Annotated in this window: 19 protein-coding genes and 4 pseudogenes; 16 read left to right on the plus strand and 7 right to left on the minus strand. The window is 42.1% G+C overall.

Translation table 11 applies throughout. The annotated features are described in order from the left end of the window. Positions 1 to 80: 80 nt before the first annotated feature. Entirely contained in the window at positions 81 to 455 is a 375-nt protein-coding gene (locus tag J5O05_RS18980; RefSeq protein WP_208845182.1) for a DUF6896 domain-containing protein, read from the plus strand. Positions 456 to 494: 39 nt separating this feature from the next. Here J5O05_RS18980 and J5O05_RS18985 read toward each other — a convergent pair. Continuing rightward, positions 495 to 1,446, minus strand: a pseudogene (locus tag J5O05_RS18985) (IS110 family RNA-guided transposase). Between the two features lie 328 nt (positions 1,447 to 1,774). On the opposite strand from J5O05_RS18985, the gene J5O05_RS18990 reads away from it, so the two are divergent. Then, positions 1,775 to 2,302, plus strand: coding sequence for a hypothetical protein (locus tag J5O05_RS18990; protein ID WP_208845183.1), 528 nt, complete (start codon positions 1,775 to 1,777; stop codon positions 2,300 to 2,302). A 6-nt stretch (positions 2,303 to 2,308) separates the two neighbouring features. Here the strand turns inward: J5O05_RS18990 and J5O05_RS18995 are convergent. After that, positions 2,309 to 3,260, minus strand: a pseudogene (locus J5O05_RS18995) (IS110 family RNA-guided transposase). A gap of 347 nt (positions 3,261 to 3,607) precedes the next feature. Here J5O05_RS18995 and J5O05_RS19000 point away from each other — a divergent pair. Together J5O05_RS19000 and J5O05_RS19005 are read left to right on the plus strand one after the other, a co-directional pair. After that, positions 3,608 to 3,868, plus strand: coding sequence for a hypothetical protein (locus J5O05_RS19000; RefSeq protein ID WP_208845184.1), 261 nt, complete (start codon positions 3,608 to 3,610; stop codon positions 3,866 to 3,868). A 90-nt stretch (positions 3,869 to 3,958) separates the two neighbouring features. Then, the gene (locus tag J5O05_RS19005; protein WP_208845185.1) at positions 3,959 to 4,171 is read left to right on the plus strand and encodes a hypothetical protein; all 213 of its coding nucleotides are present in this window, start codon (positions 3,959 to 3,961) and stop codon (positions 4,169 to 4,171) included. Positions 4,172 to 4,510: 339 nt separating this feature from the next. Here J5O05_RS19005 and J5O05_RS19010 read toward each other — a convergent pair whose 3' ends face one another. Then, positions 4,511 to 5,014 (minus strand): DUF1579 domain-containing protein, encoded by a 504-nt coding sequence (locus J5O05_RS19010; protein WP_208845186.1) that lies wholly within the window; start codon positions 5,012 to 5,014, stop codon positions 4,511 to 4,513. A 373-nt stretch (positions 5,015 to 5,387) separates the two neighbouring features. Here J5O05_RS19010 and J5O05_RS19015 point away from each other — a divergent pair, with 373 nt between their 5' ends. Both J5O05_RS19015 and J5O05_RS22770 read left to right on the plus strand, forming a co-directional pair. After that, positions 5,388 to 6,392, plus strand: coding sequence for an MFS transporter (locus tag J5O05_RS19015; protein WP_341874736.1), 1,005 nt, complete (start codon positions 5,388 to 5,390; stop codon positions 6,390 to 6,392). Positions 6,393 to 6,401: 9 nt separating this feature from the next. Then, positions 6,402 to 6,569 (plus strand): hypothetical protein, encoded by a 168-nt coding sequence (locus J5O05_RS22770; RefSeq protein ID WP_341874737.1) that lies wholly within the window; start codon positions 6,402 to 6,404, stop codon positions 6,567 to 6,569. A 213-nt stretch (positions 6,570 to 6,782) separates the two neighbouring features. On the opposite strand, the gene J5O05_RS19020 is transcribed toward J5O05_RS22770, so the two are convergent. The 4 genes from J5O05_RS19020 to J5O05_RS19030 form a co-directional block, all read right to left on the minus strand. Further along, the gene (locus tag J5O05_RS19020; protein ID WP_425281525.1) at positions 6,783 to 8,333 is read right to left on the minus strand and encodes a thiamine pyrophosphate-dependent enzyme; all 1,551 of its coding nucleotides are present in this window, start codon (positions 8,331 to 8,333) and stop codon (positions 6,783 to 6,785) included. After that, positions 8,287 to 8,439: a hypothetical protein gene (locus J5O05_RS22935; protein ID WP_425281526.1), complete on the minus strand. Its 153-nt coding sequence runs from the start codon at positions 8,437 to 8,439 to the stop codon at positions 8,287 to 8,289. The genes J5O05_RS19020 and J5O05_RS22935 overlap by 47 nt, the downstream gene beginning before the upstream one ends. A gap of 40 nt (positions 8,440 to 8,479) precedes the next feature. After that, positions 8,480 to 9,310: an MBL fold metallo-hydrolase gene (locus J5O05_RS19025; protein WP_208845187.1), complete on the minus strand. Its 831-nt coding sequence runs from the start codon at positions 9,308 to 9,310 to the stop codon at positions 8,480 to 8,482. A 434-nt stretch (positions 9,311 to 9,744) separates the two neighbouring features. Continuing rightward, entirely contained in the window at positions 9,745 to 11,181 is a 1,437-nt protein-coding gene (locus tag J5O05_RS19030; RefSeq protein ID WP_208845188.1) for a glycoside hydrolase family 15 protein, read from the minus strand. Positions 11,182 to 11,636: 455 nt separating this feature from the next. Here J5O05_RS19030 and J5O05_RS19035 point away from each other — a divergent pair, with 455 nt between their 5' ends. From J5O05_RS19035 to J5O05_RS19080, 10 genes and pseudogenes are all read left to right on the plus strand, one after another. Beyond that, the gene (locus J5O05_RS19035; RefSeq protein ID WP_208845189.1) at positions 11,637 to 13,562 is read left to right on the plus strand and encodes a GMC family oxidoreductase; all 1,926 of its coding nucleotides are present in this window, start codon (positions 11,637 to 11,639) and stop codon (positions 13,560 to 13,562) included. A 34-nt stretch (positions 13,563 to 13,596) separates the two neighbouring features. Continuing rightward, on the plus strand, positions 13,597 to 14,682 hold the full coding sequence (locus J5O05_RS19040; protein ID WP_244370189.1) for a ferritin-like domain-containing protein: 1,086 nt from the start codon (positions 13,597 to 13,599) through the stop codon (positions 14,680 to 14,682). Further along, the gene (locus J5O05_RS19045; protein WP_208845191.1) at positions 14,682 to 15,194 is read left to right on the plus strand and encodes a hypothetical protein; all 513 of its coding nucleotides are present in this window, start codon (positions 14,682 to 14,684) and stop codon (positions 15,192 to 15,194) included. The genes J5O05_RS19040 and J5O05_RS19045 overlap by 1 nt, the downstream gene beginning before the upstream one ends. Positions 15,195 to 15,254: 60 nt before the next feature. Continuing rightward, complete coding sequence (gene iolE / locus J5O05_RS19050) at positions 15,255 to 16,172, plus strand: myo-inosose-2 dehydratase (protein WP_208845192.1); 918 nt, start codon at positions 15,255 to 15,257, stop codon at positions 16,170 to 16,172. Between the two features lie 25 nt (positions 16,173 to 16,197). Continuing rightward, positions 16,198 to 17,223 (plus strand): sugar phosphate isomerase/epimerase family protein, encoded by a 1,026-nt coding sequence (locus J5O05_RS19055; RefSeq protein ID WP_208845193.1) that lies wholly within the window; start codon positions 16,198 to 16,200, stop codon positions 17,221 to 17,223. A 965-nt stretch (positions 17,224 to 18,188) separates the two neighbouring features. Further along, entirely contained in the window at positions 18,189 to 20,354 is a 2,166-nt protein-coding gene (locus J5O05_RS19060) for an exonuclease domain-containing protein (protein ID WP_208845194.1), read from the plus strand. A 359-nt stretch (positions 20,355 to 20,713) separates the two neighbouring features. Continuing rightward, entirely contained in the window at positions 20,714 to 21,190 is a 477-nt protein-coding gene (locus J5O05_RS19065) for a MarR family transcriptional regulator (RefSeq protein ID WP_208845195.1), read from the plus strand. Then, positions 21,190 to 22,249, plus strand: a pseudogene (locus J5O05_RS19070) (HlyD family secretion protein). Before J5O05_RS19065 ends, J5O05_RS19070 begins: the two are co-directional and overlap by 1 nt. Positions 22,250 to 22,258: 9 nt before the next feature. Beyond that, positions 22,259 to 23,294: pseudogene (locus J5O05_RS19075) on the plus strand (DUF2955 domain-containing protein). Positions 23,295 to 23,325: 31 nt separating this feature from the next. Then, positions 23,326 to 23,853, plus strand: coding sequence for an isochorismatase family protein (locus tag J5O05_RS19080; protein WP_208845196.1), 528 nt, complete (start codon positions 23,326 to 23,328; stop codon positions 23,851 to 23,853). Position 23,854: the final 1 nt, after the last annotated feature.

A 23,854-nucleotide genomic window follows, 5' to 3' on the forward strand; every position in this document is an offset into this window, starting at 1 on the left:
GCTGTCGGACTGTTAAAAGATCCGGCTTCGCCTCCTCTTTTAACAGCCGCAGAGCCGGGCGTTATATTGCTTAGGAGCATATGGATAATTTCGAAAAAATCAGGAAGATTATTCCTCTGTGGTTTGCCCAAAGAAAATGGGCTGAAGAACTACTAGTTCAATCTTTCCAATTAGAAAAAGCTGAAGATATTCTCCAATCTAAATATCGTGGAGCAAAACCAATTCCTGGAACTAATTGGATGTATCGTACACATGGTATCGGAGTAGATATCTATCGAACGGCTGATGTCGGCGGAATTGATTTTGATTTCGACAAGGTCGCCCCTGATGAATGGCGCTTACGAATTTTCTTCGAAAAACAATACAACGAGGGTAATCTGCCTCTAGCAGATTACCGCGAACTATGTGAGGATGAAGGCTTGTTGCAATGTGCAATAGAGCAAGCATTAAAGTAATCGCAATATAACAAGTGACTATGGCGTCAATAATTAAATTTAGACTTTTGGCGCTTCCCAAGTTACCCCGTCTCTTAGCATCGAATTTAAGATAACAATCATCTTCCTAACACAGGCAATGAGTGCTACTTTCTTAGGTTTTCCTGCAGCCACTAACTTTTGATATTGGCCTTTAAAAACCGGGTTAGATTGTATTGCCGACATCATGGCCATGTATAAAACGGTTCTCACTTGATGACGCCCACCTTGTATTTTTCGCATCCCTTTAAAGCGACCACTTTCTCGGTTTATTGGTGCAACCCCCACTAATGCGGATGCTTGTTTATTGGTCATATAACCGAGTCTCAGGTAGGTTACTAATGATGGATGCAGCAGCTATTTTACCGATCCCTTTCATACTTTGAAGTAGATGATTTTTTGCTTGATATTCAGGGCATGACTCGATTAATTTGACGATTTTACTTTCTATTTTAGCTATCTGATTTTTAAATGCAGTCAGGATAGGTTTAATCGTTGTAGCGAGTTCTTTTGGCAAGATTTGGAGTCGATTTTTCTCCATAGTTTGCATAACGAGCAATTGATTTCTACGCGCGACTAAATCACTCATAAGCTGCATATTCTCAGGCTTGAGCTGAGAGAGTGCAGGTTTAATAGCCTCGCCATAATGGGCTATCAGCTTAGCATCGAGTTTATCGGTTTTTGCACGTTGACCAATCGCCCCGGCAAAGCGTTTTACGTGGACAGGATTGGCAATTACAAAAGGTAAACCAGCTTTAGCGCATGCCATAATGAATGACATTTCAAGGCGACCTGTTGCTTCAATAATAATGCGCTCAGGCTGGTGCTTTTTAATCTTGCTAATAGCTTCTTTAATCCCTTTGTCATCGTTAGAAACGGTGAAGTAGATATCCAGCGGACGGATGTAAATATCAAGTTTAAATTTACCGGTATCAACGCCAATGTTAATGCTTTGATTTGGTTTCGTGTTCATATAAGCTAACTCTTGCTTGCATAATGCGAGCTCGAGGCCCAGTAGACTATTCGAGTGTGATGCTTGGAGTCTTTTACAGCGTTCTTTCTTGTTATCGGTCTCTCAATGGAGGAGCCATCACTCAATCGAACTACTGTAAAAGAAGGCTTTAGTTGCAGCTAAAGCTTGGGCCTCACCTTACCCTAAATCGGTATAAAAAGAGTAATTAAGATGGGTGTATTATCCATACAAGTTACTCAAAAGGACGCAAAACGCTTGGCTTGTGCTCCTTCGTCGCTAATTATAGCCAAGCATTTATGCGCCCATTAGTAAGGCGTTAGCTGTACTTATGAAATCTGATAAAACGTCTCAATTTCTGTGGTTTATTTTCCTAATATTAGGTGTTTGGTTTTCAATCGAAACCGTGAACAGCACCTTTTATGGTTTCGAACTAGCCTTAGGAACAGCTCTATTTGGTTTAATCGTAGGGCTTATCTTGCACAAAAAGCGTAATCGTTCTGAACTTTGGGATAGTTTTGTAGATAAAAGGAATTTTTTTAGAAGCCAGCGTAAGACAACGTATATGTTCTTTTTTCTCGCGGTTATAGGTTTCTCGAATTCTTACATGTTAGTTGGTGAGCCTAACTACTTGAATACAGAAATAACCGAAAAAAGAATTAGCAGAGGAAAATCGACTAGCTATATATTGGCTATTGCTCCGGCAGAATACGGTATGTTGGATCTAAAAGTCGGTGAAAAATTTTGGAATTCTCAATCAGTAGGTAACGAGCTTATGATTGAAGTTCAAGAAAATATTTTTGGCTTATATGTGGTTACGGATTACAGTACAGCTAACAAGAGACTATGGCGTCAATAGTTAAATTTAGACTTTTGGCGCTTCCCAAATTACCCCGTCTCTTAGCATCGAATTTAAGATAACAATCATCTTCCTAACACAGGCAATGAGTGCTACTTTCTTCGGTTTTCCGGCGGCCACTAGTTTTTGATATTGGCCTTTAAAAACCGGGTTAGATTGTATTGCCGACATCATGGCCATGTATAAAACGGTCCTCACTTGATGACGCCCACCTTGTATTTTTCGCATCCCTTTAAAGCGACCACTTTCTCGGTTTATTGGTGCAACCCCCACTAATGCGGATGCTTGTTTATTGGTCATATAACCGAGTCTCAGGTAGGTTACTAATGATGGATGCAGCAGCTATTTTACCGATCCCTTTCATACTTTGAAGTAGATGATTTTTTGCTTGATATTCAGGGCATGACTCGATTAATTTGACGATTTTACTTTCTATTTTAGCTATCTGATTTTTAAATGCAGTCAGGATAGGTTTAATCGTTGTAGCGAGTTCTTTTGGCAAGATTTGGAGTCGATTTTTCTCCATAGTTTGCATAACGAGCAATTGATTTCTACGCGCGACTAAATCACTCATAAGCTGCATATTCTCAGGCTTGAGCTGAGAGAGTGCAGGTTTAATAGCCTCGCCATAATGGGCTATCAGCTTAGCATCGAGTTTATCGGTTTTTGCACGTTGACCAATCGCCCCGGCAAAGCGTTTTACGTGGACAGGATTGGCAATTACAAAAGGTAAACCAGCTTTAGCGCATGCCATAATGAATGACATTTCAAGGCGACCTGTTGCTTCAATAATAATGCGCTCAGGCTGGTGCTTTTTAATCTTGCTAATAGCTTCTTTAATCCCTTTGTCATCGTTAGAAACGGTGAAGTAGATATCCAGCGGACGGATGTAAATATCAAGTTTAAATTTACCGGTATCAACGCCAATGTTAATGCTTTGATTTGGTTTCGTGTTCATATAAGCTAACTCTTGCTTGCATAATGCGGACTCGAGGCCCAGTAGACTATTCGAGTGTGATGCTTGGAGTCTTTTACAGCGTTCTTTCTTGTTATCGGTCTCTCAATGGAGGAGCCATCACTCAATCGAACTACTGTAAAAGAAGGCTTTAGTTGCAGCTAAAGCTTGGGCCTCACCTTACCCTAAATCGGTATAAAAAGAGTAATTAAGATGGGTGTATTATCCATACAAGGCATTCAAGCAAGAATTTTACAAGCTTGGCTCGCGCTTCGCGCAGTTTAGCCAAACTTTTTTGCCCCTAAGCATAGTGCTTTGCGTCATCAATTGAAAATATGGAATGTTAAAATATGGATAAATTTGAAATTCAAAAACTGTTAAAGCCGGGGCAGAAAGTCAATCCTGTGATACGGATTCTTGCGATACCTGTGGCTGTATTATTTTTAATTGCAGGCGCATATTCTCTTCATGCATTGATATTCGAGGCACGTACTGTCAGTTTTGTCTTTGCAAGTATCATTAATCTTTTGGTGGTGGGGTTTGTACTTTGGCCATTTTCTTATGTCGCTATAAAAGGCAAATCCCCCAAATATTGGCAACAAAATGGGTAGCAGCATGTATTGCAAATTGTGCATACCGACATTTTCTGTTGCTCTTTCTTGTACTAAGCTATATGTGTTCAAATGAAATAGGGAATTTTCATGAAAAATGTAAAATCTATTGGAGTTGTTTTTGGGGTGGGAGGCGCGCTACTCGGGTCATATTTTAGCTTTACTGCCGTGCAGTTAGAGTTAATTTCTGGCAACATTACAGGTCAGCAAGCAGGTGTTTCTTGTGCAATTTTAGCGATAGTTTTAGGTTTCTCATTAGCCGTGGCTGGTATTTTAAGTAATCATACAAACCGCAACAAATAACGTAGTGTTCAAATATTGACGCTGTACCGCTTATCCTTGGTTTTGCAAACATGGAAGCGCCCATTGATACACTCCTGTTTTGGAAGCGCATCTGATCGCCCAAAATGGTGGTGTAACCGATGACTGCTTCCGGCCCATAATACGCGGTTAGGTTAGACGACTTTTCATTTATTGCACCCGACAGTTGTAGAGAAACGCATTCAGCTTGACTGCGAGTTTGCTTGTTCTAGCAGCGATACCGCGAAGTATAAAATGCCATCTTTGACGACTTTATACGTTTCTATACAGGCTACTTTGTAGAAATCGATTCGATAAAAATAATGAAATTGGTGCAGATACTTAAATTTTGTTTTTTCCACTTTTCGCTCTGAACGTCATCTGCCAATTGACTTCCCATGTGTTTCCATTGTCATCAGAGAACGCCTGTTCCCACTTTGGGAGCTCTGGATTGGTTGAATCCCATATAAATCGTACTCTTATTGGTTTTCCATCATATTGGTCATCAGCAAAAAAATGACCAATACCATTTGAAAACTGACCAACGACAGGTGTATCTAGCGTGCTCGGGTTACGTCCATCCAACCACCAAATTGCCCATTCATTTGTAGTCGCATTGTAAGACCGAATCGCCTTCGCCCTCACTGATGAGTCTGGGAAGTGAAGGTGGTTATCCTCGACGTTACCAAAACCTCCTAGCGTTTTTACAGTCGAAGATTGGCCTTTAAACTCGTACCAATCTTGACAGTTACATAAAATTTTCTTCAATCGGCGATGCGTTACATCCCATTCTCCGATTATAAAATCGAAATCGTGAGGCATGTTTGGTTCTAAGTGTTGAAGCATGACTATTTCTGTCCTGTTTAGGTGTTATTTTTTGCAAATAGCATAACATTTAACTGTGTTTATATACAGTATCTGTGGTAATGATTCAGTTGAAAAGATTAAAAGGGTTGTGAATCGACCATCGGGTATAAACAGATCACTGCTCTCGGAGCATCAAGGCCATCGGTTGGAGGTTTATTTTTGAAAGCGTTGTTTTAATGGCGAACGTAATATAGACTTTTGCTCTTCGCGAAAAATTGTCAATGCGAGTTGGCAACACACATCCCTGTAGCGTTCTACATGGTCAGCGTTTACTCCAGCATCTTTTCATGGATGCGGTCAGGTTAACGCGCACCTATTTAAGTGTTAGCCTGATTTTTCAGGACTGTACACGATGACTAAATCGCTAATTGTAATTTATCTTGCTGTAATACTTGATGCCATGGGCATTGGTTTAATTTTTCCCGTTTTACCTGCTTTACTTGAGCAAACGACACATGCTGATAGTGCCGCCATGTATCTTGGCGTAATGTCCGCATTGTACGCGGCCATGCAATTTGTTTTTTCACCTGTCTTAGGCGCACTAAGCGACAAGTTTGGACGCAAACCCATTTTGGTTTTGTCGATAGCCGGTGCCTCTGTCAACTATGTCATGCTTTCAATCTCATCAAGTTTGACGGTATTGTTTGTTGGTCGCGCAGTTGCAGGAATGACTAGTGCAACAATGGCTGTTGCCTGTGCATATATTGCCGATCGCTCCACCTCAAGCCAGCGTTCTCAACGTTATGGAATGTTGAATGCGATGTTTGGAACAGGCTTCCTAATAGGCCCCATACTTGGAGGGGTATTAGGGGAGTATGATGTAAAAGTGCCCTTTATAGCTGCGGCATTTCTTACAATGTTAAACCTTCTTTTAGCCATGATTTTTTTGCCAGAATCAAATTTAGCTGGAAATAACGAAACGACTCTAGCCAAAACAAACTTATTTGGCCAACTGAGTATGTTTGCAACCGATAAAACGCTGCAACCTTTGATGTTGTTGTTCTTTTTGTTGAGTGCGACTGGCGAGGCCTATGGAGTGTGTTGGGCGCTGTGGGGAGCAGACACATTTCATTGGAGTGCATTATCAATCGGCGTGTCGCTTGCATTTTTCGGAGTGTGTCAGATTATTGTTCAGGCATACTTGGCTAATTTCGCTAAACAACGGTTGGGTGACGTCAATACGGTATTGTTAGGACTAAGTTGTGCATGCGTGTCGCTGTTTGGGCTTGCTGTGGTTTGGCAAGGATGGCAAGTTTACTGGTTCATTCCATTGTTTTCATTGGGCACTATTGGCACGCCTGTGTTGCAAGCTTTAGCAGCCAAACGAACATCTTCAGCATATCAAGGAGAGTTATAAGGAATGCTGATGTCCATCGTGAGCCTTGCTTCCATTATTGCTCCTCTGCTGTTTTCTTCGTTTTACTATATCGTTAAAGACAAATGGACAGGCGCTATTTGGTTGCTAACAATGGTATTTTTTGTTGCTGCTATCCCGCTTGTTCTGTGCTTAAACAGGCGTGCGCCTTACACGTAATAAACTAGCAAACAGCGCTTTGTGAGATATACGATAACCTTCTTCAAAGTGATGTGCTAATCTAGGAAAGGCTACGTTTACTTAAATTGCGGGAATTGGAAGGCAAAAGTGAATTAAGCATTGATGCCTATCGAGTTAAACATTAAACAATAGAGGCGACCTCAAAAAACAACATTGAGACCGCCTAATCGAGCTTTTAGCAAACACATTAGCTTATTTTTTCTTCCATTTTGCATTATTTGGCAAAGATTTTTGCGGCACTTTGACCTGAATGATTGACGGACTATCCACATTGTCGAGTGCTGCGGACATTGCATTCTCTAGCTCGTCGTAGGTGTTGGCCACCCAGCCTTTACAGCCAAATACCTCCGCGAGTTTGCTGTATTCCCAGCGGTGTAAGACACATGATTCGAAAAATGCCTGATCCGTTGAGAATATCTCCGCGTCATAAAGCCATTGTTCAACGCCATAAACGCCGTTATCCATGATAAAGATAATTGGGTTTAGCGAGAAACGCGTTTGCGTGGACAAACATTGCACCGTCATCTGAAAGCCGCCATCACCTGTGAATGCAACAACGCGCTGATGAGATTGTTTGGCTAAGCTCAACCCCGTTGCTGCAGGACCAATGTAACCAATCGACGAGTATGTAGGTTGTGCAACAAAACCGCGAGGTGCGCCCACTTTTAACAAAATGCCGCCAAAGAAGTTTAAGCTTGCGTCACTACCAACAATCACATTGTCGTTAATGAATTCTTTGCTTTGGACAAAGTCATAGAAACCTTGGTAAGAAATAGCACCACTGAAGTGTTCAACAGGGGTTACTTGGGCAGGTTCAATACATTGAGTTGTCGAGCATTGAATGGATTGCGACATCAGACTAGCGATAAAACTTGAAAGCGGAACTTGGGCCTCAAAATACGTGCCGAATTTAACGGTATCCCAAGACACTAGTGCTGTTTTATCGTAGTCAACCGTTGCACCTAAGGAGTTGATGTCAGAAAGCCAAACACCTAAGCCAAGCACAAAATCCGAATTCGCAATTAATGACTGAGTGAGCATAGAGGATGCTTGTCCGTCATAGACCCCAGCAAACAAGGGATCATTTTCAGACACGACGGCTTTGCTGATAAGTTCAGTAACGTAAGGAAGGTTTAATTTTTTTATAAGTGCTTTTGCTTCTTCATGTAGTCCCATTCTATCAATTTCGGCACCCAGCCAAACCACAGGTTTTTCGGCATTTTCCAAACGGGTTTTTAGCTTTGTTACCGCAGCGCTAACGCTCGAGTCATCAGCAATCACTGTGGTAGGCTTCAACTTTCCTTGAGGTGGTTGACAGGGTAATTGCACAATGTCTTCTAACAGCTCAATGTAGGCTGGTCTTTTTTGAGAAATACATTGAGTCAGTGCTAAGTCAATCAGCATTGGTGCTAAATCAGGGTTATCCAGTTTTACGGCCGCCGCGGTGATATTCTTGTAAACATTTAAATCGGTTTCGCCGTCAAGCATATGGTGATAAATGAATCCGGTCTGTTGGGCGGTTAGGCGTTTCTTAATACTTGGTGCCCCATTAATGACTACAACCGGTACACGCTCAGCGTACGCTGCAGCTACCGCATTAACCGCACTTAGTGTGCCTGCTGAATAAGTGAAGCACATCGCCCCGATACCTTTAATTCTTGCGTAACCGTCAGCCGCGTAGCCTGCATTCAGTTCGTTAACTTCCTCGACGAGTCTCAATACTACTTGGTTCAATATGTTCATTGATCCACTCAATCGTGTAATCCCCGGCAATCGAAAATAGATGACCTAAACCGAGCTGTTCAAGTCGTTCAGTAAGGTATTGCCCTACAGTATATTTTGTTTCCATGCTTAATCTCCTTTTAGTGAAAAAGCGTAATTACAACCGATTAAAAGTCACTAGCGCCGTCAAATAAGCGGGGCAGATAAATATTGAAAATTGCGGGGCATTGGCGCGTGGGAAAGCGTTGCAACATAAAGGCTTTAAATGCCTCATCTTTTAATCCATCGGCCATGGCTTGTTTTGCTGCAATGAGGTACTTAAGGTTTTCCGTTACCTCTTTTTTATCTGCTGGTTCGCCATGACCTGGCAGAAACAAGTCGTAGTCTGACGTAAGCATGTCTTCAAACTGCGCCATCCAGTGGTCTAAATATTTAGTAAGGTAGAGATGCGTGCCACTGTAGATTAAATCTTGAACGATATAGACGCCCAAATCGGGTAGCTTTAATGTGATCCCGTAGTCAATTTCAGTATCGACAATTTTCTCAATAATATACGTCACACCATCAACAACCTCGATACCAGGTTTGACCGCGTTTTTCGGTATAACGACTGTATCAGGTGCAAGATCGCCAAGCTTGGGAATATGATCTTCTCGAGACGCTTCTCCATTTTCTTTAAGAAAGTCAATGGTTTCTTGCAGTGTATAGATTTCAATATCGCTGAATGCATCCCCTAACCCAAACCAGTGATCTGGGTGGCGATGAGATAAGTACAGTCGAGCAATCGGCTTTTTAAGGCTATCCGCATATTCCCGAAAGAGTTTTGCATACGGTTTCAAAAATTGGCCATCAACTAAAACCAGCACATTTTTGCTTTCAATGATATGTGTCGCATTGGCAATGTTGTCGCCTTCGTAGGAAGAGATGAACGTGTGAATACGTACATCGTTCACGCGTTTTACCATTATCTTAATTGGGGCGGTAATAGGTATATTCATGTCTTGTTGCTCACGGGTTAGTTTACGTCAATAAGGGACTGATGATTGGACACAAAACAAGGTGACACTGACATTTGGCACCGAGTTCTTTTGGGTAGTTGTAATGAATTAAAAAACTTAGAAAGCTTAAAGGGGGCGTTGAGATTAGACAGAACTGGGTGAATTGGTCTTTCTAACATCGAACAACGTGTCACTAAATTCGTAAGTAGCGAGTTTCGTTGATATTTAATGAGACCAATTGCGTTTATTTCACGCGTGATTCGAGAGTTCATTCAACGTCCGTATTGTTAGAGATGGAAATGGCAGATGACGCCATTTCCAATCGGGTTAGCTGTGCGCTATCGATACGGGCACAGCACTCATCACATACAACGGGATTGTGAAGAATAAGGCGGTCCGAAAACCAAAACGTTTTGGCTTAGATTCCGGCATGTTTAAATTTTGAGTGCGTTGCGTAAGTCAATGCAGATAGCAACAGATACATAACTCCACGTAAGGTCATTTGCACTGGTCATGTATCCGTTATAGCGACTAAACTGCTCAGATAACGAGACATTTTCACCTGCATGGATTTGAATGCGTCGCAGGTAAGCATCACCTAACGCTTTTAAACCAAGTAAGATGGTTTTGAATACTTTTGTCTTGTTATTGAAATTGTCACCTGACTTGAGAATTACATTTTCGTCAATTAATTGTGCCGCGAGATTCAATTGGTCAGCATTGTATGGCGTGATTTCAATCGTTTTTTGCTCAGCAAAGAGTGCCGCAGCTTTGTAGCAAACACCTGCCAATGATGCAGTACACAAAAACCATGGATTACCTTCACCAAGTGGTGCGCTGCCCGCATATTTGTCTTCTGGGTAACGTCCAATTCCCGGAGCAACCGGCTCTCCAGATTCAATGTGTTCTATAGAATTTATCGGATATAAAGGATTGAATGCTTGATGGAGCGCATAAGCGGTTGCCAGAATTTTATCGTTGTCTGCACTTAAAAATGGGTGGGAGTCTGACAATGCCTGACACACGCCTAGTGTCGTTGCAACATCGAGATTTGATGTTTTATAGTCTAAGCCGCCAACGCGATTTAGTGTTGCGACGTAGTAGCGTTTTTCTTCATTCCAAAAGTCGTCAAACGCATTTTCAATTAAGGTAGCTTGTTGATTGTAGTAATCAGCCGCTCCTTTATCATTCAATAGCGTAGCGAGATCAGCGCCTTCGCGAAGTGCTGTTCGTTGTAGCATACGCGTATAAAAATGCGTGCCATCTACTTCTTCCCACAAATCGAAACACGGATCTTGCCAATGGTTTGCGACGAAATCCAGATCGGCTTTGATAAGGCTAAAAGAAGGTTCTTGTCCGTCATATAACGTCCCAGTGACATAATCTTTCTCATTGTTCGCAAGCAAAATATTTGCCCAACGTGTCAAGGTAAGGGCGCGCTGTGCAGGCCCATCATTTTGTGGGCGACCCCAAGGACCGTTAAACGCTTGACCTGTGACTTTAAATTTTGGTTCGCCAGGGCTATTGCTTATTGTTGGGGTAGTTTGATTGATCTTGGAGAATTCAACGTACTCAATCATTCTTTCATAGTTTTGGTCTTTAAAATTTTTCTTATCTAAACCATTTAGTTTTGCAATTTCGCTCATTGTTCGAGCCGCGTCACGGATCCAGTGATAGTAGTAGTTAGGGTTAGACCGAGATGGAGAAGCCAGTACTGCGCCACGCTCGCCATCGTCAGGAGAGATGTTAGCTATCATCTTTTCAAGTACGTGTTGACGTGCCGATACTGCCCATTTGTCCAATGGTTCTGCGGCGATAGACGTTGCACATTCGCTTTCCGCAGACAGTGCTGTATTTGTTTGATTAGTCATAACTTTTCCAAGATCAACTCAATGAATAGATTTCAAATTCTCGGAATGTTTGTGTGAGAAGCCAAACATACAACTAATTTAAATTACTCCAAGCCTCACATTCGCAATCCGTTGTATACGCATCTAAGCGCACTCAAAGTATAAACACGATTTTCGATTCTTCTCTTGAAAATTAATAACTATTTAACAAATGATTGATTTGCTATCGAAAATATTTTTTTGAGTTATTTGTCTCGATAAGTTTGCCTTTGAAATTCTTGGATTTTTACTTTTTGTGTGAATTTGGTCTTATTTTTAGGTATTTTGTTGTTAATTTTGATGTTTGTTGAGGTTTCGCTAATTGAACCGTGATGTTTGATTCCAACAATTAATTTGCTTTTTGAAATCTCTGCTACACTCACTCTAGCTAAAATGTTAACCAAGTTGTTAATGGGTGATAGCAAAGGAAAGGCTAAATGAACGACTCAATTTCGACACTGCAACAAATCACTTTAGAACAAGCGATTGAACGCTCAAATAAATCTGAGTATCACGCTTGCATCGTTGGTTCAGGGATAAGTGGGGCAATACTTGCAAAACAGCTCACTCAGAAAGGGTATAGAGTATTAATACTCGAAGCCGCGCCCGCCAAAGACATGACCTACACCGGATTTAAAGAGTACGTAAGTAACTACTACCGAAACCCCTCTAAAGACAACAACGCCCCATACCCTGAAAACCCAAATGCCCCAATGCCAAGATCAACTGATGTGAGCAAATTGACACCGGGAGTTGATGATACAAAGGGCTATATGGTGCAAAGAGGTCCTTTGGCATTAGATAGTACGTACACACGAGTAACTGGCGGCACTACGATGCACTGGGAAGCAAAAATTCTCAGAATGTTGCCGGAAGACTTTGCGATAAAGAGTACCTATGGCGTTGGACTAGATTGGCCTATCAGCTACGACGATTTAATGCCCTACTATCGTCTAGCTGAACGGGAAATTGGCGTGTCTGCTAATGTGGAAGAGCAAGGGTTCTACGGTATTAAGTATGAAGAAAATTACGTTTACCCTATGTATGGCTTACCACCATCCTACCTAGACAAAATCGTTGGCAAAGGCATTGATGGCGCCGAGTTTGAACTGTATGGCGAAACACATACAGTTACTGTCCGGCCTTTCCCACAAGGTCGAAATGGAATACCCAATGAACGTTATGACAATGGTAGTGGGTTCAAGCCTGTTGGTGCAATTAGCTCGCATCAAGTCGAACAAGGAGGCCGATGTCAAGGTAACAATAATTGCGTACCGATTTGCCCTGTCCAAGCAAAGTACGATGCAAGAAAAACACTATTAGATGCATTGCGGACTGGGTTAGTCGATTTCTTACCTCAGGCGGTAGCGAGCAAAGTTGTGGTTAATCGCGATGATCACAGTGTTAAGCACATCGAATTTAAACATTACTCGAGTACTGAACGCTCTGAGTTTACGCTCGCGAAAGTGAGCGCAGACAAATATATTCTTGCCACCAATGCAATCGAAAACGCCAGATTAATGCTGGCGTCAGGATTGCCGAGTTCAAGTGGTTTGATGGGTAAAAACTTAATGGACCATACCTATCTGTTGGCTTGGGGTCTATTGCCTGAAGCGGCTGGGACTATGCGTGGTACTAAGTGTACGTCTGGTGTTGCAGATTTTCGTTATGGCCGTAGCCGCGCAAAACAAGCTCCTTTTGGTATTGATATTCATAATGATGGTTGGGGATGGGCGACAGGTTCACCGTTTACGGATATTGAAACCTTAGTTGATGAACAAAATCGATTCGGTAAAGAGTTGCGCAAAAGTGTTGTAGATCGTATTTCAAATCAATTGTTGTTTGCTTATATGGTTGAGCAAGTTGCGGATGAGAGTAATCGAGTTACTGTGGACCCTGAGTACAAAGATGCGCTTGGGAACATGCGCCCCATTATCAACTACAATCTGTCCGATTATTCCAAAGCGGGTATTGCATACTCGCGCGAGACGTCCAAGGTGTTTTTCCAACGTCTTGGAGCGGAAGATTTCTCTAGCTATTCACCACTTGATTACGGCTACTTCAACTACCAAGGTGAAAACTACTATTTTAGAGGTGGAAATCATTTCTCTGGCACTCACGTGATGGGCACAAGTGCGGACAATTCAGTGGTTGATGAACATCAACGCTCGTGGGATCACCCAAATTTGTACTTGGTGGGGTCAGGCAGTATGCCAAGTATCGGTACGTCGAACACCACATTAACCTTAGCTGCACTGTGCTTTAAAACGAGTGAATACATTCTGGATGAAATTAGTAAGCAGTCCGTGAAAATTGTCTCAAATTCCGATTTTCGACTAGCAAAGGAAGCAGGCCATGAGTGACAGAGTGATAAATTGTATAGAAGATTTGTATCAAATGCTCGATGCCGCAGTACAGTTGGAGCACGCTACAATTCCGCCTTATTTAACTGCCTTATACAGCATAAAGACTGAAACAAACCCAGAAGCAAGCGCAATTATTCGGGCAGTATTGGTGGAAGAAATGCTCCATATTACGCTGGCTGCGAATGTATTAAATGCACTGGGGAAACATCCAGATTTTGAAGCACAGGATTTTGTGCCAAGTTACCCAACCTATCTGCCTGATGGAGAGTCTGAGTTTTTAGTTTCTATTGATAAGTTTTCTTCTACAACACTCGATACGTTCCTTCAAATTGAACGACCCTCAAAGCGGGGACCACAGTTAGACAGTGAGTTGAAAGGATGTGTCAAAAGAAGTAACCACCATGTTTTTGAATTGAAAGCAGTCAAACCTCTTAAATCGTCTACTTACAGTTTTTATAGTATTGGTGATTTTTACGAAGCCATTCGAGAAGGCATTGAGTATTTAGAAGATCAAGCAAATCGAAAAGGTGAAACCATATTTATAGGTGATCCGCGGTTTCAGGTATCCAATCGCTATTACTACTCAGGTGGTGGGGAAGTAGTAGAAGTTTTCGACAAAACAACAGCACTAAATGCGCTTGAATTGATTATTGAACAAGGTGAAGGGCATACCCATCAAATATTTAATGAACAAGGAGAGTTGTCTCACTATTACCGTTTTCAGCAATTGAAGCTAGGGCAATACTACCAAACTGGCGATTCACCAGGGCATCCGACGGGGCAAAAATTTGAGGTGGACTACAAAAACGTATATCCCGTGAAATGCAATCCGAAAGTTGCCGATTTCCCTGAAGACTCAGAACTAAAACAGGCCGCACTGCAATTTAATGAAAACTATCAGGCCTTTCTAACAACGATTAACCGTGCTTTTAGAGGAGGTCAGGAGGATTTAATCGGCGCTGTTTGTGGCATGTTTCGTTTAAAAGAATGTGCAAGTCAGCTTATCCGAAATCCTTTACCTAGCAATCCGTTAATGAATGGTGGACCAACCTTTGAGATGAGGTATGACTCGATAAGTGTAAAAGCAAAAAGTATAAAAACTTGGGAGACAGCATAATGGTCAAGGAAGAGTATCAAGTGCATCAGTTTGTTGAACTTTCCGGTGCACTGACCGATTTCAATGCCTTTGCGCTGAATGGGACAGGGCAGGTGAGTGATTATTTGCAAACACTTACTAATATTGTCGGCGAGGACATCGTTGAACAATTGCTTTCAACGTTTAGTGCTGTTTATGAGGCGTCTGCCGATGAAACAATGTTTATCAATGGTATTCGTCAGCAAATTTTAGGGGATATGAAATTAGGCCCCGTTGCGCGCAACCTCATTAAGCTTTGGTATACAGGCACATGGTATCAATTGCCAAACAGTTGGCGTGAAGACTTTGGCAAGAGTGAGCAGGATACGACGTTTTTTGTCAGCTCCGCATCCTATACAGAAGGCCTACTCTGGCAAGCAATTGATGCGAATCCGTCTGGTGCAAAGGGACCTGGTTATGGTTCATGGAGCCAGCCACCCAGAATCAATTTCGACAATGCTTGGCAGTTTAAGCCAAGTACTAAATTTAGGTAGGCTCGCGTTGCATGTCCAAACATGAACCTAATTCACACCATCAACGACAGGAAGTTTAAAATGAGTAATCACACTATGTTTCCAGCGGGTGCAGTCAAATTTGGGATCACTCCCACTGGTTGGGTAAACGATGATTTTCCAGACATCGACATTGGAATTCCTTTTGGCCAAATTGTTAGCGAAATGGCTTTAGCGGGGTTTGAGGGATGTAGCCGCGGTCACAAATATCCAACGGATCCTGTTATACTCAAACGTGAACTTGATATGCGCAATTTGAAAATGTCAGAGCCTTGGGTAAGTACTTATTTTACGATTAATGAGATGTACCAAAGTACGCTTGAGAATTTCGATAGAGAAATTGAATTTATCAAACAAATGCAAAGTGGTGATCTTGTGCTTGCTGAGTTGGGTGGTTCATCACATCAACAACCAATAGCGTTAGTGCCAAATGCGCCGAAATTTAACGATGATCAATGGAAGCGACTTGCTGATGGTTTAAACACCTTAGGCCACAAAGCAAATTGTTGTGGTGTGAAAATGTGCTATCACCATCACATGGGAACCGGTGTCATGACCATGGACGAGATTGGACGATTAGCGGAGCTTACCGATCCCGACTGTGTACATTTATGCTTGGACACAGGGCATTTGCATTTCGCAGGTGGCAATAACCTCGAATTTATTAACTTATACAGTGACCGCATAAAACATGTTCATCTTAAAAATATTCGCCAAGATGTGATGAACTATAGCTTAGACAACAACCTTTCCTTTAAAGAAGCTATATTGCGAGGTGTCTTCACAGTACCGGGCGATCCTGCAGGTTGCATTGATTTCAAAGAGATCTTACAAGCGCTGGCTGATAAGGATTTTGCAGGTTGGCTGGTCGTTGAAGCGGAACAAGACCCAGCAAAAGCGACGCCATTACTTTACGCGCAGATGGCTCGTAAATATTTGCGAGAAGTGATTGGTTTGTAACGCCAAGGAATAGGAGCAAACGCACATGCAGCAAAAAACAGACATGTACTTTAGCTTTTTTATGTTCGGGTCCAACTTCTCGATTGAAGATGGTGAATTTCTAGATCAGGCGATAGTGCACATGCGCCATCTAGTTTCGATGGGTTACTGTGGTTTTGAATTTCACCCTGGTCGAGAGCAGACAACATCTTACAAGTACCCTACCTATGAGGACGAGCTTAAAGCCTATCAAGCCTTTAGAAAGCGGATGGATGAAGAGGGGTTTAACCATATTAAAGTGGCAACAAACGTAGGTGCAACACCTGATTGTGACCCAAGTTCTTCCTGTAAGGCCATTCGCGAAGCTGGTATCGCCTATCTAAAGTCACGAGTCGATATCACCAAGGCCCTTGGTGGTGAAATTATGATGGGGCCGATGGTAATACCGTATGGCGGCTTTGTTGTGAAGGCACCAAATGGCGAAGAGGTATGGAGCGACGGTCTGCAAGACGAATTGGCCAAACGATATGACACGGCGAAGGAAAGTTTTGAAATTCTCGGCCGGTACGCTCAGTCACAAGGTGTAAAGCTAGCGATTGAACCAATTAGTCATTGGGAGACCCCTGGTCCAAATAAACTGGCACAATTGATGTCATTCCTAGACGGAATCGAGAATCCCACGGTTGGCGTCGTACTCGACAGCGCTCAAGAAATTCTCGACGGGGATGGGCCAACCGTTTATGCAGAACAAATCAAAGCAATTGCAGGCCAAGGACGTCTTCATTATGCGCAAGCTTCACCCCCAGATAGAGGTGACTTGGTGAACTGTTGGTTACCTTGGGAGGATATTTTTACGCCAATTTTGACGCATTTCGATGGACCTATTGCGGTGGAAATTTTTAATGCTGTTGGTGGTTTCGACCATGGGTTAAGGCTGTCTCGCCGAAAATATTGGATACCAGAAGTGGATAAGCCAAATGAGTACCCCAATGCCTACGAAGTGGCGCAACAGGCGCATAACTACACATTAGAAAGGCTGACACGTATTAAGTGTAAGTTAGATGCAATGTGACAATCTCATAACCCTTTAATGGACATGCTGTTTTTACGCGTGTCAGAAGCTAAAATGGTTTTCAATATCCAAAGGACGTAAGTTGTAAATGCGTCCTTTTACTCATCGCTTTAGGCTTTTTTACTGTAATAGTGTATTTAATTCATTTCACGTCATTATATTTTTTGTTATTTAATGAGAGTAATTGATGGTATAGCTATATTGTGTTTTGTTATGCATTAATGTTTTTTCTATATTTTATGGCTGGTTTGATGGGTTTTGTTTTATATTTTTATTTAATCGTTTGTTGTGTTTTTAAGGTTTCTGTTATTTTATAAATAACATTTTATGAAGAAGTTTAAATCTTAAATTTTCATGCAAAAGCAGTGTAGTGAAAATTTCTATTCAAGAGTCTCTAAACCTATTTCTATGACGAAATTCAACTCTATTTAGTTCGTGAAAATGTTTACTGATGGCCTTTGAACTAAGTCAAGGCCATCAAAAAGCTACGTGTTACTCTTTTTCACAGGCATAAATGAGCTTTGACACTTTACCAATGCTTGGTCCTGCTCCATTGTTGCCACCAAATACATTTGGTGTGTTGGGCGAAAGTAATTTAGATTTATCACTCGATAGAGATTTTAATTCTTTTTTTCTTAAATGAGATTTTCATAGTCTTTCCTTGTTGTGTATAGAAAATGGGTACTGTAGGTGAATTAAATAGAGTTGTAAATACTATTTTTAATTATTTATAAAGAGTGAGGTTTGTGTTTCTTTTGTGTTGAAAATTTGTACGTGATTATAAAGATAACAGCTGTGTTCTTTGTTAAAAATTACTTAAAAGTTTTAGGATTATTGAGTTGTTCATTTTTGAATTAAGAAATGTTATCAGCGGTAATGCCTTTCTAGCTTCAGCCAAGTCGATGGAAGCATAGCAATTTTAGGTAAGTTCGTTATACTGTTTAAAAAAACAGTAATGAGCCGTTATGCCTCAAGTTATCTTACCTGAAAAGTACTACTTAACTCATTTTAATGAACTGAGGCATTTTATTCGCAGTACCAGCCTGTCACTGCTAAATGAAGCACAGTTGGCGCGGTTTCATTCTCTCGAAGTGTTATCTGAAGATGCCTTGTGTTTGCTCATTCGTCTGTTTTCTCGTAAGCACCAAGTTTTTGAACAAACAACGCTTATTTATAAAGAAATAGATGATGTACCTACGCGAATTTTGGAGCTGTTTGAGAGTGGATGGGTTTGCTCCTTAAGTTCTGAATACCTTAATGAGTTTCTGCTGAGTTTAAACAAAACTCAGCTTCAAGCGTTATCGTGTGATTTGAATTTAACGGGGATAAGCAAATCAGCGAAGAAAGCTCAATGGCAGGCTTATCTGACTGACACACAATACAGCGAGTTAATTATTAATAGTGAGTTTGCCAAACAGTTTATTATTCTGGGGTCACAAACTGATTTTGACTACTGGCAGTTTCTATTCTTTGGTTCAGGGTCGGGTCAAATTAATCAATTTTCATTGCGTGACATGGGGATCTTGTCTACACGACAAAACAAATCAACATTTCAGCAAGCGCGCTTCGACGATATTGCCATTGCACAATTTGCTTTTAACTTGTCACAGTGGACAGCCATCAGTAAAACGATGGTCGAAGAAGCATTGGTTTCAACGGCTCGTAGTGCACTCGATGCTTTGAGCGAGTTAAAACACATTGATGAACCTGCGTTAATTGAACGTTATCACCATCTACTCCTTCGAATGTCTACGAAGTTAGAGAAAATTGACGAAGTACTCGCAGAACACTGTTTTATGCAAAGCGAGCACCCTAAAGCGATTGAAAAGAAAATACGGCGACATTTCCAAAATGGCGATATTGCAACGTGTAAATCGTTGCTTGAGGGAGTGCTGGCCGAGCCTGAAAACGAAGAACTGATTTTGTTTGCTGAAGATTTTTGGCAACGCAAATTTGAACACAAACGAACGAGTATTCTCACCGATGTACTTCGAAATAGTGTGTCGACGTTGGCGATCGATGAAGCGTTTAAGAATCAAGTAGAACAAGGCGTATGTGAATATTATCATCGGCTTGGATTTTCCGCTTTGCATGTTGAAAATACCCTGTGGCGAGTCCTATTTGGTTTAGTATTTTGGCGTGAGTTGTACGAGCATGAAAAATCAGGTGTGTTCAATGAATTTCAGCGTACGCCGAAAGTCCTAAAGCAAAACCAGTTTTATCGTGTTTTAGCAAATGAAGTGGATACACGTTTAGCGTCAATTCAAACCTCAAATGATCTAAAGAAGCTACTAATTGACCATTCAACACGCTATTTTGGTGAACCAAACTCGCTGTTTCACTGGCATTCAGAATTGCTAGAGCTCTTAATTTTATTGCTTGAAAATGCACCTATAGAGTCTATAAAAGCCCATCTTTTAGCTATGACTAAAGATTTCAAAGGATTAAAAGATGGTTATCCTGATCTCGTCATTGTCGATGGAGCCGGTCTTCGTTTTGAGGAGATAAAAGCACCGGGAGATGTCCTTCGACGAAACCAACTCGTTTCAATCCGTGCGTTAATTCAGGCTGGCTTTAAGGTTGGGGTGCAAACAGTTCAATGGCAGCTCGACCCCAAACAGCTATACGTTGTTGTTGACTTAGAGACGACCGGTGGAAAAGCGCAAAATGATCGAATTACTGAAATAGCCATTGTGAAATACAGAAATGGTGAAATAGTGGATTCTTGGTCGAGTTTGGTAAATCCCGAACGAAGAATTCCTCAATTTATTATTGGACTTACGGGAATTAGTAATGAAATGGTGCAAGGTGCGCCGACATTTGGCGAAATCATGGATGTCGTTGCAGAGAAGCTTCAAGAGGGGATTTTTGTTGCACATAACGTTAATTTTGATTACGGATTTCTGAAACAAAGTTTTTTAAGACACGGGCGAACATTTCAAAGACCGAAATTGTGTACGGTTCAGCTTGCACGAAAATTTTTACCAGGTCACACATCATATTCATTGGGTAAATTATGTACTGCACTCGACATTGAACTACGTGACCATCACCGAGCGCTTGCGGATGCTACGGCAACTGCCCATCTACTCGGGCTAGTTAACGAGCAGCGCTTAGCAAAGAACATGTGACGGGAAAATGCCCGTCGGCTCTTTGAGCTGTGCGCCGACACTTTGCCAAATGATGAGTCCCATTCAATTCAAATTACAGGCTTGATTAAATTCTCCTGTGCGGACCACATGCCGAGCCTCAATCACAGCGACTAAACCTATTCCCTCAAAATTCTGACTGTGTGCAACCCTGAACGTAATGCCAAGAGATGGTGAACTACATCGCTTTTTTCCCTCAATATTCAAGCCATTTCACTAAGTTGATTGCGATTTTCAAGCATGCCAAGAGCAGAGAGGTACAAGTCATTACGTATAAAATAATTTACTTAGCATGCTAACTAAGTTATATTGATTAGCATGCTAAGTAAATTAAGTTTCCAATGACTCAAGAACTATCAACCTTTATGCAGCTTTCACTTGCCGAGCAGTTAGGGCGCGTATCCCGTTTGTGGAAATCCGTTGCGGACAAAGCATTAGCACCACTCGGTTTAACTCATCCAAGGTGGACAGCGCTGTTAAAGTTGCAGCGTTTGGGCGATCACCTAAGTACGAAGCAATTGGCTGAAGCTTTGGAAATCGAATTGCCCTCGTTAATGCGAACACTCTCGCAACTGGAAGAGCAAGGATTGATAACGCGCCAGTGTTGTACGCAAGACAAGCGCGCACGCATTGTGAGTTTAACGGCTGACGGCAAAGTGCTTTTGGAAAAAATGGAATCTGAGATTCTACGCGTGCGGCAGCACATCTTGGCCGATTTGGGTGAGCAGGAGCAAGTTGCTTTTGCACATGTGCTCAGTGTTATCGCAAAAAATGCGCTAGACCAACTGGCTGCTTTTAATCATGAGGAGAAACAATAATGACGCCCGATCAACAATTTGCTCGTTGGATTCGTTTCGCCAGTATGTTTTTTGCATTGGTATTCGGGTACTTTTTGATTGCTGATCTGCTCATGCCAGTGACGCCAGAAGCGATGGCAACAAGAGTGGTCACCAAAGTAGCACCTCAAGTTAGTGGTCAAATAGCACAAATTTATGTCGCCAATAACCAACAGGTTCAAAAAGGCGATAAGCTATTTTCATTAGACAGTACTTCTTTCGAATTAGCCGTTAAACAGGCCAAACTCGATATTGAACGAGTTGAACTTAACAATGCACAGCTAGACGCCGCGATTGCAGCAGCATCAGCACAAGTAAATGCGGCTCAAATAGTTGCGGATCAAAAGCAGCGAGAAGCTGCTCGATTAGAAGCTTTGTTTCAACAACATGTGGTTTCTACGCAGATCCGTGATGATGGACAAAGTGCCGCGACAGCGGCACAAGCAAACCGGGTTGCGGCAGAAGCAAAGTTAAAAGAGCCTCGTTGTTTCTCGGGGAAAAACCGATGATTCAAACTTAAATGTTCAAATCGCACGTAATGCGTTGGCAAAGGCGGAATTGAATCTCTCTTATACTAATATTGTCGCTTCACATAGTGGCGTGGTGACGAATCTGCAACTTGAGTCAGGCACTTATGCAACCGCGGGTACTCCGCTCATTGCGCTTGTAGCGGATAACGTAGATGTCGTTGCAGATTTTCGTGAAAAAAATCTTCGTCAAATTCAACCTAAACAATCAGCTTTAATTGCATTTGATAGCCGTCCGGGACAAGTATTCACAGCTCAGATCCAAAGTCTTGATGCAGGTGTTAGTAACGGCCAAATTGAAGCGAATGGTCGTTTAGCGACGCCAACGGTGTCAAATCGTTGGGTTCGAGACGCCCAGAGAATGCGTTTACATTTCACCGTCAATGATGAAAACGCCAATGCACTTCCATCAGGTGCTCGCGCAACCGTTCAGCTGGTTCCATCAAATACGTTTTTAGCTTGGCTTGCTCGTGCGCAAATCCATTTGCTCAGCGTCCTCCATTATGTTTACTAAGGTAAAAGAATGAAGCTTTGGACTCATCCTATTAATCAAAACGATATTCGCCAATGTTTGCGTATCGCAGGTGGAGCGTCGATTGGATTCACGGTGAGTAAACTGTTTGGTTGGAACTTCGGCGTCTTCTTTACTGTGTTGCCAATGCTGTTATTGGGTTTAGTCCCAGTTATGTCTGCGCACGCAGCTCGGCAGCTCGTCGCGTCAGGCATTGTGTGTGCACTGGAAGTGGGCATTCTTGCAGGTGCACTTGCGTCTCACCCAGTGTTAATGACTATCACGGCTTTTTTGCTTTTCGCCTATAAATTCCATTGTATGGCTAAAGGTCCGCTTTTCCTGTTTGGTGCGACAGGCGTGATAAGTTTAAGCATTATGTTGCACTTTCAGAGTTACCCGTCCACAGATTTGAATGAACTGGTGTTTGGTAATTTACTCGCGGGCGTTCTTTCTGTTTTGATTGCCTATTTGATGGGGTATGCACTTCCTGACGTGGAAACGCGGGTAGCTCCGCCCACACCTGCGGCAAAACAACCCAACCAGATCCGGCATGAAATGCTATTAGGAGCAACAGTAGCAACCTTGTCGTTCATTGTATTCCAAGTACTGAACCTCAGCGATTCCATGTCTGCGCAAGCGACAACGGTGTTATTGCTGTTTCCGATGAATTGGAACGGCGCGCTTACTTACGCCAGAAAGCGAGCTATGGGTACGATACTTGGAGTGAGTTTTGGTCTAGCGGCGCAGCTATTGCTCTGGGGATGGTCGGACATATTACTGTTAGTCGTTCCTTTGTTGTGGATTGGAGCAATGTTTTTTAGCTATATGCATGTTAAAGAATCAATGGACTTCAGGCACTGGCTTTGGTGGACTCACCACAATAGGGATCTTGTTTGGTCAATATTTGGCCCCGAACAATGATTTGGTGTTTAGCGCAATGTATCGAATGTCGAGTGTGCTGGTGGCCATTGTCGCAACCCTGATGGTTGTGTATGTTATCCATCGCATTTTGAATCAATTCAGCGCAACTCGATTTAAAGTGAATTAGGACAAAATTACGCGCAAAAGGACATGTGATAATGATACTAAAACGAGAGAAAAGTGTTTTGCTGATTATTGATATGCAAGACAAATTAGAGAAAGCAATACCGGATTTTAGTACAGTTACACATACGCTTTTCAAGGCAACTCAAATAGCGGATAAACTCGATATTCCAAGGTTGGTCACTGAACATTATCCCGAGGGCTTGGGTAAAACCGTGGAAAAGCTACAAAATGAAAATACCTTGGTGAAATATTCTTTTGCAGCACCGGTACAGGACATGTTTACTAAGCTCAATGACGAATCGAAAGACACCTTTGTGCTGGGAGGGGTAGAGAGTCACGTTTGTGTCTTTCAAACCGCGTTAACCCTGCTTGAGCAAGGTAAGAAGGTTTGTTTGTTAAGCGACGGCGTGGCATCTCGTGACAGCGGACATCGGCAGCAAGCACTCAATCAACTCCACGCGCTAGGTGCTTGGGTTTTGCCCTTGGAGAGCGTCGCCTTTATGTGGTTGGAAAACTGCCATCATCCAGAATTTAAATCTATTCTAGCATTAATTAAGTGAG

The sequence above is a fragment of the Pseudoalteromonas xiamenensis genome, assembly GCF_017638925.1.
Lineage (GTDB): Bacteria > Pseudomonadota > Gammaproteobacteria > Enterobacterales > Alteromonadaceae > Pseudoalteromonas > Pseudoalteromonas xiamenensis.